Source organism: Streptomyces cyanogenus, assembly GCF_017526105.1.
GTDB classification, from domain to species: Bacteria; Actinomycetota; Actinomycetes; order Streptomycetales; family Streptomycetaceae; genus Streptomyces; species Streptomyces cyanogenus.
Map to the genome: position 1 here is coordinate 3,257,767 of NZ_CP071839.1, position 11,367 is coordinate 3,269,133.

Genomic DNA, 11,367 nt, shown 5'->3' on the forward strand with positions numbered 1-11,367 from the left:
CTCAGGAGGCGCCCCGGGTACGGCAGGCCGCCTGCGATCCAAACCGCCCGGCGCCCCCTCCGACGGCTCACACCCCTCACCGGCACCACCCCCGGCCGGCTCCTTCCGGCTCAGGGCGCGCCGGCGGAAGGACAGGACAGCGTCCGCGAACCCGGCAGGGCGTCGGTGATCCAGACCCGGCCGGCCGACACCTGGGAGGTGCCGACGACCCACAGGTTCGCGTACCGCTCCCCCTGACCGACGCCTGCCAGCACGTGCTGGCCCGGGCGCGGGGCCGGCCGCGTGTCCGCGTCGAGCAGGAAGCCGGCCTCGGCCGGGCCGTGCGCGGGCTTGTAGGAGCGGATCACGGTCAGCGTGACCCGGCTCCCGGACGAACCCTTCTCCCGCTCCACCTTCGTCACCGTGCCCTCCACGACCAGCCGCGCGCAGGCCAGTTCCCGCTCCGGCTCCGCCGGCCGCCCGCCGGCCGCCGCCTCGTGGGCCCTCGCGTCGCCCTTGGCCGACGCCCCGCTCGTGTCGTCCGCACCACCGCCGGCCTGCGTCACCAGCCACCCGAACCCCAGGGCCAGGGAGAACGCCGCGGCACCGGCGAGCGAGCCGAGCGCGATCCGCAGGGCCCGCCGGGGCCCACTCGGCCGGCCCGGCCGCGGCGGGCCTGCGGGGCGGGGCGGTCCGGCGGGGCGGGGCGGTCCGGCGGGGCGGGTACGGCTCCGGGGGCGGCGCGCGGGGGGAGCGGCGGAGGGCGCCTCCTGCGGGGCCGGGAACTCCCCGGCGCCGGCAGGCGCCGCCCCGGGCACCCCCGCCTCCCCGGACACCTCGTCTCCCGTCAGGGCATCGGCCAGCCGGGCCAGTTCCTCCCGCAGCACGGCCACGTCGGCCTCGGCCGCCCGGTGCTCGGCGAGGAAGGCGGAGTCCCCGCGGGCCTCCTCCGGCAGGGGGTCGCCGGTGATCGCGGCCATGAGGGCGTCCATGCCGTCGTACTCCCCGCGCCTCCCGGCACTCCCGGCGCCTTCGGCACCCCGCGCGTTCTCGTGTCCGGCGGTCATGTCACACCACCTCGTCCTCGTGCAGCCGGTCGCGCAGTGCGCGGACCGCCGTGTGCAGCCTGCTCTTGACCGTGCCCTCCGGGATGCCCAGCTCCTCGGCGATGGCCCGCACCGGCAGGTCGGCGAAGAAGCGCAGCACGACGACCTGCCGCTGGGCGGCGGGCAGCTCGTCCAGGCCCCGGGCGACCGCGAGGGACAGCAGGCTGGTCTCCTCGCCCGAGGTGTGCGCGGGCGCGCGCAGCGCGGCCAGCCGCTCCCCCAGCCGCTCCTGGCGCCGCTTGGCCCGGTGCCAGTCCATGGCCAGGTTGGAGGCGACCACCGCCGCCCACGCCGACACGTCCCGCGGCGCCTCGCGACCGCTCGCGGCCCGCTCCAGCAGCCGCAGCCGGACCTGCTGCACCCCGTCCGGCAGGTCCGACTGCGGCACGCCGCCGAGCGCGAGCACCGCCCGCACCCGGCGTTCCTGGGCCGCGTCCAGCGGATCGTCGCCGGCACGGTCCGTACCGCCGGCGTACACCCCCTGGTCGCGGCGCACCCTTCCGCGCAGCACAAGCCACCCCCTCACGCGTTTGCCCCTACGACGTGGCAGCGGGCCGAAACGTTCGGCCGGTGCCGGACGGGCGCAGAGGCGTACGTCACACCTTCGTATGGGCCGCGCCCGGACGGGCAGGGTCGGGACAGCACAGCTTCCGGCGCGGGCCTGCGGCCGAGGGAATTCCTGCAGCTCAGCGGGGTGCGCGGCGGACATATGGAACCGCCGGCCGACTGATCGTGTCCCACTCCTCGGGCACGTACGGCAAAGTATTGGACAGGTGGACCGGGGTCGGCCGCATGATGGAAAAGCCCCGGTCGGGCACGAGACACATAGAGGGAGTCGCTGTGAGGGTCGGAATCGTCGGAGCCACCGGTCAGGTCGGCACGGTCATGCGCAGGATCCTCACGGAGCGGAACTTCCCGGTGACGGAGCTGCGCCTGTTCGCCTCGGCCCGCTCCGCCGGGACCGTGCTGGACGGTGTGACGGTGGAGGACGCGGCGACCGCCGACTACACCGGCCTGGACATCGTGCTCTTCTCGGCGGGCGGCTCGACCTCCAAGGCGCTGGCCGAAAGGGTCGCCTCGCAGGGCGCCGTCGTGATCGACAACTCCTCGGCCTGGCGCAGGGACCCCGAGGTCCCGCTGGTGGTCTCCGAGGTGAACCCGCACGCGATCGCCGACCGCCCCAAGGGCATCATCGCCAACCCGAACTGCACCACGATGGCCGCGATGCCGGTCCTCAAGCCGCTGCACGAGGAGGCCGGCCTGGAGGCCCTGGTCGTCGCCACCTACCAGGCGGTGTCCGGCTCGGGTCTGGCGGGCGTGGCCGAGCTGCACGGCCAGGTGCAGAAGGTGGCCGCCGAGGCCGACAGGCTCACCCACGACGGCGCGGCGGTCGACTTCCCCGAGCCGGGCGTCTACAAGCGGCCCATCGCCTTCAACGTGCTGCCCTTCGCCGGCAACCTCGTCGACGACGGTCTGAACGAGACCGACGAGGAGCAGAAGCTGCGCAACGAGTCCCGCAAGATCCTGGAGATCCCGGCCCTGAAGGTCTCCGGCACCTGTGTGCGCGTGCCGGTCTTCTCCGGCCACTCCCTCCAGGTGAACGCCCGCTTCGCCCGCCCGCTCTCCCCGGAGCGCGCCACCGAGCTGCTCGCGAAGGCGCCGGGCGTCGCCCTCTCCGACATCCCGACCCCGCTGCAGGCGGCCGGCCAGGACCCGTCGTACGTCGGCCGCATCCGCCGCGACGAGACGGTGGACAACGGCCTCGCCCTGTTCGTCTCCAGCGACAACCTCCGCAAGGGCGCCGCACTGAACGCGGTCCAGATCGCGGAGCTGGTCGCGGCGGAGCTGTCCGGCAAGTAATCCCCCGCTTCCGGCAAGGGGCGGCCCGACCGGGCCGCCCCTTCCGCGTGTTCCGGCACCTGCCGTGCCGCCGGCGCCGTACGCACGAAGGGGCGCCCGGCATCAAGGCCGGGCGCCCCTGCTGCCGTGCGGGTGAGCAACTACTCGGCGGCCGCCGCGTCCGCCGCCTGGGCCTTCAGCGCGCGCTCGACGCCCGCGCGGGACTCCGAGACGAGGCGGCGCAGGGCCGCGGTCGGCTCGGCCGAGGCCAGCCAGGTGTCCGTCTTGGCCAGGGTCTCCGTGGAGACCTGGACCGACGGGTACAGGCCGGTGGCGATCTGCTGGGCGATCTCGTGCGAACGGGACTCCCAGACGCCCTTGAGGACCTCGAAGTACCTGTCCGTGTACGGCGCGAGCAGCTCCCGCTGGTCGGTCTGCACGAAGCCGCCGATCACGGCCTCCTGCACGGCGTTGGGCAGCTTGTCGGAGTCGATGACCGAGGACCAGGCCTCCGCCTTCGCCTCCGGCGTCGGGCGGGCGGCGCGGGCGGTGGCCGCGTGCCGCTCGCCGGCCGCCGTCTTGTCCCGCTCGTACTCGCCGGCGATCTCCGTCTCGTCGTACCGGCCGACGGCCGCGAGCCGCTGGACGAACGCCCAGCGAAGCTCGGTGTCGACGGCCAGGCCCTCGATGGTCTGGGTGCCGTCGAGCAGGGCCTCCAGGAGGTCCAGCTGCTCCGGGGTGCGCGCGGTCGCCGCGAACGCCCGCGCCCAGGCCAGCTGGTGGTCGCTGCCCGGCTCGGCGGTGCGCAGGTGGGCCAGCGTGGCGTCGGTCCAGCGGGTCAGCAGGGACTCGCGGGTGGCCGGGGCGGCGTACAGGTCGATGGCCAGCTTGACCTGGCGGTGCAGGGACTGCACCACGCCGATGTCGGACTCCTTGCCGATGCCGGACAGCACCAGGGAGAGGTAGTCGCGGGTGGCCAGCTCGGCGTCCCGCGTCATGTCCCAGGCCGACGCCCAGCACAGGGCGCGCGGCAGGGACGCCTCGAAGTCGCCCAGGTGCTCGGTGACGGCCTTCAGGGACTCCTCGTCCAGGCGGACCTTCGCGTACGACAGGTCGTCGTCGTTGAGCAGGATCACCGCCGGGCGGCGCTTGCCCGTCAGCTGCGGTACGGCGGTCAGCTCACCGTCCACGTCCAGCTCGATCCGCTCGGTGCGCACCAGCTTGCCGGCCTCGGAGAGGTCGTACAGGCCGATCGCGATGCGGTGCGGGCGCAGGGTCGGCTCGCCCTTGGCGCCGGCCGGGAGCGCCGGGGCCTCCTGGCGCACGCCGAAGGAGGTGATCAGACCCTCGGCGTCGGTCTCCACCTCGGGGCGGAGGATGTTGATGCCGGCCGTCTCCAGCCACTTCTTCGACCAGGTCTTCAGGTCGCGGCCGGAGGTCTCCTCCAGCGCGCCCAGCAGGTCGGACAGGCGCGTGTTGCCGAACGCGTGCCGCTTGAAGTACGCCTGCACGCCCTTGAAGAACTCGTCCTCGCCGACGTACGCGACGAGCTGCTTCAGCACGCTCGCGCCCTTGGCGTACGTGATGCCGTCGAAGTTGACGAGCACGTCGTCCAGGTCGCGGATGTCCGCCATGATCGGATGCGTGGACGGCAGCTGGTCCTGCCGGTACGCCCAGGTCTTCATCGAGTTGGCGAACGTGGTCCACGAGTGCGGCCAGCGCGAGCCCGGAGCCGCGGCCTGGCACGCGATCGACGTGTACGTGGCGAACGACTCGTTCAGCCACAGGTCGTTCCACCACTCCATGGTGACCAGGTCGCCGAACCACATGTGGGCCAGCTCGTGCAGGATGGTCTCGGCGCGCACCTCGTACGCCGCGTCGGTCACCTTGGACCGGAAGACGTACTGGTCGCGGATGGTGACCGCGCCCGCGTTCTCCATGGCGCCCGCGTTGAACTCGGGCACGAACAGCTGGTCGTACTTCTTGAAGGGGTACGCGTAGTCGAACTTCTCCTGGAACCAGGCGAAGCCCTGCCGCGTGACCTCGAAGATCGCGTCCGAGTCGAGGAACTCGGCGAGCGAGGGCCGGCAGTAGATGCCGAGCGGCACGGACTGGCCGTCCTGCTCGTACACGCTGTGCACGGAGTGGTAGGGGCCGACGATCAGCGCCGTGATGTACGTCGAGATCCGCGGGGTCGGCTCGAAGACCCAGACGTTGTCCTTCGGTTCCGGGGTCGGCGAGTTGGAAATGACCGTCCAGCCCTCGGGCGCCTTCACGGTGAACTGGAAGGTGGCCTTCAGATCCGGCTGCTCGAAGGAGGCGAAGACGCGGCGGGCGTCCGGCACCTCGAACTGTGTGTACAGGTAGGCCTGTTCGTCCACCGGGTCGACGAAGCGGTGCAGGCCCTCACCGGTGTTGGTGTAGGCGCAGTCCGCGACGACGCGCAGGACGTTGGGCCCCTGAAGCAGCCCCGGCAGCGCGATCCGCGAGTCCTTGAAGACCTCGGCGGGTTCCAGCCGGTCGCCGTTGAGGACCACCTCGTGGACCGTGGGGGCCACCAGGTCGATGAAGGACTCGGCACCGCCGCGGGCCACGTCGAAGCGCACCGTGGTCACGGACCGGTAGGTACCGCCCTCCTGCGCGCCGGAGAGGTCGAGATCGATCTCGTACGAGTCAACGGTGAGCAGCTCGGCCCGCTGCTGCGCCTCTTCGCGAGTCAGGTTTGTGCCAGGCACGCGGTCATCTCCTCGTTATGTGTCGGTTACGCCATCCTTCCATGGGACCGACGGGGAAAGCGATGTCCGCATACCGCCGGTGGGCGCGGCGCCGGGGCGGGACTCTGGGCGCATGACGACGTACACCGCACGCCCTATTCCGGCCGAGGTCCTCGCGGAACTGCGCACCGCCGACGACGCCGGCCGATCCCTGACCGCCGTGCCGGACACCGAGGGCGGCTCCCCGCTGCGCTGCTGTCTGCGCCACAGCACGCCGGGCGAGTCGATCGCCCTGGTCTCGTACGCGCCGCTGCGCCGCTGGGCGGCCGAGACGGGCGCCGACCCCGCCGCCTACGACGAGCAGGGCCCCGTCTTCATCCACGCCGAGGCGTGCCCCGGCCCGGCCGGAGATGCGCTGCCGTTCACCGACGACCACCGCACCCTGCGCCGCTACTCGGCCGACGGCCGCATCCTCGGCGGCCGGCTGGTGGCCGGCCCGGAAACCTTCCCTCCCGCCCTCACGGAGGCCTTCGCCGACCCGGAGGTGGCGCTGGTGCATGTGCGGGCGGTGGAGTACGGGTGCTTTCTGTACGAGGTGCGGCGGGGCTAGCCGACACACCGGCGCCGGACGGGCAGGGGCCCGTCCGGCGCCGGTGGTGGGAGCGGGGTACGAGGTCGCGATCGGCGCTCAGCTGACGACGATCACCACGACGCCGCCGCCGAAGCCGGGGACGAACCCCGAGCCGAAGAAGTTGTTGCGGAAGCCGTTGCCGAAGCAGTTGCCTCCCCAGCCGCGGTCGAAGCAGCCGTGGTTGGTGGATACCTGGTCCGGGGTGGCCGCCGAGGCCGTACCCGCCGTGCCGATCGCGGCGCCACCGGCCAGGAGAACGCCGGCCGCGGAGACCGCGAAGAGACGCCTCACGCGTTGTGCTTTCATGGGCCTACCTTCCTTCCACGCCCTCGCGGGGTTTCCGGTACGGGGGCGATGGCCACGGCCGCGCGGGATACGGGCGCGGCGCGGTCGTAGGTGTTGCCGCGGGGGACGAGCAGCGGGCCTGCGCCTCATCGGCTGTCGGCCCCGGTGGACGGGGCACTCGCCGCCGGCGGCGGGCACACCCCTGATCGCGGCCCTTTACCTTCACGCTAGCCGCCCTTCGGTCACTCAGCATCTCGAACCGCGACGGACGGCCAACAGCGGGCCCCGTGCCGGGTGGGCCGGTGCGCCCTGCCGTCGCAGCGCCGGAACGGTCAGGCCCATCGGGTGTTCACGCTCGCCCTTTCCAGCGCCGCACTTCTCCGCGTCGTTCTTTTCAGCGCCGTTCTCTCCAGCGGTGCCGAACGGTCGTGGCCTGGCACCGCCGAGTTGTCCGGCCAGCGTCGCCCCGAACGCCAGCGCCATGCCCGCCACCTGCACCGGGGTGAGTGCCTGGCCGAGGGCCGCCCAGCCGACGACCGCCGCGGTCAGCGGGGACAGCGGGCCGAGGAAGCCGGCCTGGGTGGCGGTGAGCCGGCCGATGCCGCGGAACCAGAGCCAGTAGGCGACGGCCGTGTTGGCCAGGGCGAGGTAGAGGTAGCCACCGGCGGCACGGCCGTCGAGGGCGGGCGGTGCGCCCTCGGTCAGGAAGGCGACCGGCGCGATGAGCAGGCCGCCCGCGGTGAGTTGCCAGCCGGTGAGCGCCAGCGGACCGACCCCCTCCGGGCGGCCCCAGCGTTTGGTCAGCACGGTGCCGGCGGCCATGGCGGCGGTGGAGGCGAGGGCCGCGAGGACGCCGACCAGGTCGAGCGCGCCGGCCCCCTTCAGCACGACCAGGCTGACTCCGAACGCGGCCGCCAGCCCGGTGAGCAGCGTGCGCGGCTGCGGCCGCTGCCCGAGCAGCAGCGCGGAGAGCCCTACGACGAACAGCGGCCCGGCCGAGCCGACGACCGCGGCCATCCCGCCGGGCAGCCGGTACGCCGCGACGAACAGCAGCGGGAAGAAGGCGCCGATGTTCAGCGCCCCGAGCGCCCCGGCCTTGGCCCACCAGGTGCCGCGCGGCAGCACCCGGGTGAGGGCGAGCAGCAGCAGACCGGCGGGCAGGGCCCGCATCAGGGCCGTGAACAGGGGGCGGTCCGGCGGCAGGAACTCGGTGGTGACCGCGTACGTGGTGCCCCAGGAGACGGGCGCGAGGGCGGTGACGGCTATGACGGCGGTGGCGGTCCCGGCGGGTCGGGTGGCGGCCATGGCGGGCCCCTTCCGAGGAGCGTGAGCGGGTCACTGATGGATCACTATCAAGTAGCTTACCTCTAAGCTACTTGCCGTCAAGTGGCTTCACGGTGACTTTCTTGCGAGTGAGCGAAAGGGGGCGGATACTCTCCGCATGCAGCAACAGCCAGCGGACCCCGTCGACGCGATCATCGAGCAGTGGGCCCGGGTACGGCCCGACCTGGACACCCGGGCGATGGAGGTCTTCGGCCGGATCTTCCGGCTCTCCCGCGCGATGGGCGACCGGATGGAGAAGGCCTACAAGCCCTACGGCATCTCCCGCGGCGAGTTCGACGTCCTGGCCACCCTGCGCCGCTCCGGCGAGCCGTACACCCTCTCGCCCCGCGAGCTGTCGGCCACCCTCATGCTCACCACTGGCGGGATGACGGGCCGGCTCGACAAGCTGGAGCGCGCGGGACTGCTGCGTCGCTCCCCCGACCCGCACGACCGGCGCGGCCTCCAGGTGACCCTGACCGAGGAGGGGCTGCGGCTCGTCGACGAGGCGGTGGGCGCCGGGCTGGCGCAGGAGAGCGACGCCCTGTCCGCCCTGGACACCGAAGAGGCCGGCCACCTGGCCGGCCTGCTGCGGAAGCTGCTGGACGCGACGGCCGAGTAGCCGCCGCAGCCGTCACCGGACGTCACTCGGAGGGAGCGGTGGGAGCGGCGGGAGCGGCCGGAGTAGGAGCGGCCTGAGCGGCGGGGTCGGCCGGAGCGGTCGGAGTGGCGGGGCCGAGGTGGAGGGCGAGGGCCGCCTCGGTCTGCGCCTGGCCCGCCGAGTCGGCGGCCCAGGCCGCGTAGCCGTCGGGGCGCACCAGCAGGGTGGTACGGCGGCCGCTCGCCCACCGGGCCACCGCTAGCCGGCCGGCGCGGCCCGCCCCCGCCTCGTACGGCTCCGGGGTGATCAGCACGAACCGTCCGCCGCGCAGCGCCTCGTACAGCCGGCCGCCGCCGGCCAGGTCCACGTCCGGGACGCGGGCGCCGGTGAGCGGGTGGGCGCCGCGGGGCGCGGGGTAGCGGTAGCCGATGCCGGTGATCCGGCCGGCGACCTTGCGCCGGGCCGGGCCGACCGCGTCGAGGAACGCGGTGAGGGCCCCGCGCGCCGCCAGCGTCCAGGGGCGCTTGGCCATGGCGAGTCGGACGATCCCGCCGCTGCTGCGCAGCACCGCCCGGCCGACGGGGTGCCGCTCGGCCTGGTAGGTGTCGAGCAGCGCGGGGTCCGCGTGACCTCCGGCCACCGCGGCCAGCTTCCAGCTCAGGTTCGCGGCGTCCTGCAGCCCGGTGTTCATGCCCTGGCCGCCGGCCGGGGTGTGCACGTGCGCGGCGTCCCCGGCCAGGAAGACCCGCCCGACCCGGTAGGCGGGCGCCTGGCGCTCGTCGCTGTGGAAGCGGGACATCCAGCGGGCGTCGTGCATCCCGAAGTCCCGGCCGAGCGCGAGGCGGGTGATCTCCTTGATCTCGGCGAGGTCCAGCGGCTCGCCGTCCGGGACGTTACGGCCCCGGTGCCAGCCGATCACCCGGTAGTAGCCGTCGCCGAACGGCGCGAGGAAGGCGAACGCGTCGCCGACCGCGTTGACCGTGAGCACGGTCGGCGGCTCCTCCGCGAGCCGGACGTCGGCGAGCACGACGGACCGGATCACCGACCGGCCCGGGAACGGCAGCCCCACCGCCTGCCGTACGGCGCTGCGCATGCCGTCCGCGCCGACGACGTACGCGGCGCGGAGCGTCTCCGTACGGCCCTCCGGCCCGCGGACCTCGACCGTCACCCCGTCCGCGTCCTGAGTGAGCCCGACCAGCTCGGTCTCGTACCGGAACCCGGCCCCCGCCTCGACCGCCCGCCGCTCCAGCGCCTTCTCGACCTCGTACTGCGGAAGGACGAGGAGGTGGCGGTAGCGGGAGGGCAGCGCGGAGAGGTCGACGGTGAGCCGGCCGAAGAGGCGGAGCCGGTCCAGGGGCTGCCCCGCGGACTCCAGGTCGTCGGCGAGGCCCCGGGCGTCGAGCTGTTCGAGGGTGCGGGCGTGCAGGACGAAGGCGCGGGAGAGGTTGCTGATCCCGTGGGGGCGCTTCTCGATGACGGTGACGGGGAGGCCGGCGGTGGCGAGGTCACCGGCGAGGAGGAGCCCGGTGGGGCCGGAGCCGACGACGAGGATGCGGGGGGTGGCGGTGCCGGCGGCTGCGGTGGTGTCGCCGGAGCCGGTGGAGCGCGTGGTGCCGGTCACGGTGGCCTCCAGGGGTGCCTACGCATGTTGGCCAACGACTGTTCGCCAACGGATGTTGGTCAACGCTTGTTGGCAACGGTAGGACGGGGTGACACTCCAAGTCAACACCTGTTGGCCAACGTCCGTTGACCTACCGCCGCAGGGAGTCAACGACCATAGACCCCGCCGCCGAAGGCGGGCCGACGCGAGCGGGTCAACACTGGTGGGCCACCGGTCGTAGGCCGCCACCCGTAGACCAACACTTGTTGGCCAACACCGGTAGGCCTACGCTCGTTGGCATGACAGCTCGCCGCTCCGACGCCACCCGCACCGCCATCCTCGCCGCCGCCCGCGACCGCTTCGCGGCCGAGGGCTACGACCGGGCCACCATCCGGGCCATCGCCAAGGACGCGCGGATCGACCCGTCCATGGTGATGCGCTACTTCGGCAGCAAGGAGGGCCTGTTCGCCGCCGCCGTCGCGCTCGATCTGCGGCTGCCCGACCTGACCCAGGTGCCCCGCGAGGAGGTGGGCCGCACGCTGGTCGGCCACTTCCTCGGCCTGTGGGAGGAGAACGACGAGCTGACGGCCGTGCTCCGGGTCGGGGCCACCAACGAGGCCGGGGCCGAGCGGATGCAGGGGATCTTCCGGGAGCAGTTGCTGCCGGTGGCCCGGCAGGTGTGCCCGGATCCCGAGCAGGTGCCCGCGCGGTCCGCGCTGTGCGCCGCCCAGCTGCTCGGGCTGGCCCTCACCCGTTACGTGCTGCGGCTGCCGCCGGCCCGCGCGCTCACCCGCGAGGAGCTGGTGGCGTGGCTGGGCCCGACGGTGCAGCGCTATCTGACCGCGCCGAACCCCTGAGCCGGGCGCGGAAAAACGCCGGGGGCGCCGGTCCCGCCCCCGGTACGGCGTGTGCGCGTACCGGTGGGAGGACCGGCGCCCCCGGCGAACGAACCGGTGGTCCGGATCAGGCCTTGGAGCCGGCGCCGGACTTGACGTTGATGTTGGACGAGGTGGTGTCCTTCTTGGCCCGCGACTTGTCCAGCATCATCACCAGGCCGGCGATCACCAGGAACAGGACCACCGGGAGAATGACGTAGAGGCCCAGCGTCTCGATGACGCTCAGGCCCGTGCCGGGGTCGTCGCCGTCGTCGCGGGTCAGCGCGAGCGCGGGGGACGACATGAGCAGCATCATCAGCGTCGTACCGGCGGCCAGGGCGCCGGCGCGCAGGGCGTTCTTCTTGTCCACGGAAATCAAGTTAGCGAACGGTCGTCGGGGCCGCGCGCCCGGGGTGC

The 11,367-nt window shown here is 73.4% G+C and carries 11 protein-coding genes; 4 read left to right on the top strand and 7 right to left on the bottom strand.

Features of this window, described 5'->3' with window-relative positions:
• Window positions 1-110: 110 nt before the first annotated feature.
• Both S1361_RS14580 and S1361_RS14585 read right to left on the bottom strand, forming a co-directional pair.
• Window positions 111-1,046, bottom strand: a complete 936-nt coding sequence (locus tag S1361_RS14580; protein ID WP_208032278.1) for a hypothetical protein — start codon at window positions 1,044-1,046, stop codon at window positions 111-113.
• Between the two features lies 1 nt (window position 1,047).
• Window positions 1,048-1,596, bottom strand: a complete 549-nt coding sequence (locus S1361_RS14585; protein ID WP_208036597.1) for an RNA polymerase sigma factor — start codon at window positions 1,594-1,596, stop codon at window positions 1,048-1,050.
• Window positions 1,597-1,925: 329 nt separating this feature from the next.
• On the opposite strand from S1361_RS14585, the gene S1361_RS14590 reads away from it, so the two are divergent.
• Window positions 1,926-2,945 carry an aspartate-semialdehyde dehydrogenase gene (locus tag S1361_RS14590; RefSeq protein ID WP_208032279.1) on the top strand — a complete coding sequence of 340 codons (1,020 nt, stop codon included), beginning with the start codon at window positions 1,926-1,928 and terminating at the stop codon, window positions 2,943-2,945.
• Between the two features lie 140 nt (window positions 2,946-3,085).
• Here S1361_RS14590 and pepN read toward each other — a convergent pair whose 3' ends face one another.
• The gene (pepN, locus tag S1361_RS14595) at window positions 3,086-5,659 is read right to left on the bottom strand and encodes an aminopeptidase N (protein WP_208032280.1); all 2,574 of its coding nucleotides are present in this window, start codon (window positions 5,657-5,659) and stop codon (window positions 3,086-3,088) included.
• A 112-nt stretch (window positions 5,660-5,771) separates the two neighbouring features.
• On the opposite strand from pepN, the gene S1361_RS14600 reads away from it, so the two are divergent.
• Complete coding sequence (locus S1361_RS14600; protein ID WP_208032281.1) at window positions 5,772-6,248, top strand: DUF1203 domain-containing protein; 477 nt, start codon at window positions 5,772-5,774, stop codon at window positions 6,246-6,248.
• 78 nt (window positions 6,249-6,326) lie between these two features.
• Here S1361_RS14600 and S1361_RS14605 read toward each other — a convergent pair whose 3' ends face one another.
• Both S1361_RS14605 and S1361_RS14610 read right to left on the bottom strand, forming a co-directional pair.
• The gene (locus S1361_RS14605; RefSeq protein WP_243769172.1) at window positions 6,327-6,575 is read right to left on the bottom strand and encodes a hypothetical protein; all 249 of its coding nucleotides are present in this window, start codon (window positions 6,573-6,575) and stop codon (window positions 6,327-6,329) included.
• A 225-nt stretch (window positions 6,576-6,800) separates the two neighbouring features.
• The gene (locus S1361_RS14610; RefSeq protein WP_243769173.1) at window positions 6,801-7,859 is read right to left on the bottom strand and encodes an EamA family transporter; all 1,059 of its coding nucleotides are present in this window, start codon (window positions 7,857-7,859) and stop codon (window positions 6,801-6,803) included.
• 136 nt (window positions 7,860-7,995) lie between these two features.
• Between S1361_RS14610 and S1361_RS14615 the strand changes: the two genes are divergently transcribed.
• The gene (locus S1361_RS14615) at window positions 7,996-8,496 is read left to right on the top strand and encodes a MarR family winged helix-turn-helix transcriptional regulator (RefSeq protein ID WP_208032282.1); all 501 of its coding nucleotides are present in this window, start codon (window positions 7,996-7,998) and stop codon (window positions 8,494-8,496) included.
• Between the two features lie 22 nt (window positions 8,497-8,518).
• Here S1361_RS14615 and S1361_RS14620 read toward each other — a convergent pair whose 3' ends face one another.
• Window positions 8,519-10,096, bottom strand: coding sequence for an FAD-dependent monooxygenase (locus S1361_RS14620; protein WP_208032283.1), 1,578 nt, complete (start codon window positions 10,094-10,096; stop codon window positions 8,519-8,521).
• A 278-nt stretch (window positions 10,097-10,374) separates the two neighbouring features.
• On the opposite strand from S1361_RS14620, the gene S1361_RS14625 reads away from it, so the two are divergent.
• On the top strand, window positions 10,375-10,932 hold the full coding sequence (locus S1361_RS14625) for a TetR/AcrR family transcriptional regulator (RefSeq protein WP_208032284.1): 558 nt from the start codon (window positions 10,375-10,377) through the stop codon (window positions 10,930-10,932).
• Between the two features lie 106 nt (window positions 10,933-11,038).
• Here S1361_RS14625 and S1361_RS14630 read toward each other — a convergent pair whose 3' ends face one another.
• Window positions 11,039-11,320 carry a hypothetical protein gene (locus S1361_RS14630; RefSeq protein WP_208032285.1) on the bottom strand — a complete coding sequence of 94 codons (282 nt, stop codon included), beginning with the start codon at window positions 11,318-11,320 and terminating at the stop codon, window positions 11,039-11,041.
• Between the last annotated feature and the right edge of the window lie 47 nt (window positions 11,321-11,367).

Bases quoted from the DNA above. Each gene is read 5' to 3' on its own strand.
- S1361_RS14580 (WP_208032278.1), bottom strand. From the start codon at position 1,046: ATGACCGCCGGACACGAGAACGCGCGGGGTGCCGAAGGCGCCGGGAGT.
- S1361_RS14600 (WP_208032281.1), top strand. From the start codon at position 5,772: ATGACGACGTACACCGCACGCCCTATTCCGGCCGAGGTCCTCGCGGAA.
- S1361_RS14605 (WP_243769172.1), bottom strand. From the start codon at position 6,575: ATGAAAGCACAACGCGTGAGGCGTCTCTTCGCGGTCTCCGCGGCCGGC.
- S1361_RS14610 (WP_243769173.1), bottom strand. From the start codon at position 7,859: ATGGCCGCCACCCGACCCGCCGGGACCGCCACCGCCGTCATAGCCGTC.
- S1361_RS14615 (WP_208032282.1), top strand. From the start codon at position 7,996: ATGCAGCAACAGCCAGCGGACCCCGTCGACGCGATCATCGAGCAGTGG.
- S1361_RS14625 (WP_208032284.1), top strand. From the start codon at position 10,375: ATGACAGCTCGCCGCTCCGACGCCACCCGCACCGCCATCCTCGCCGCC.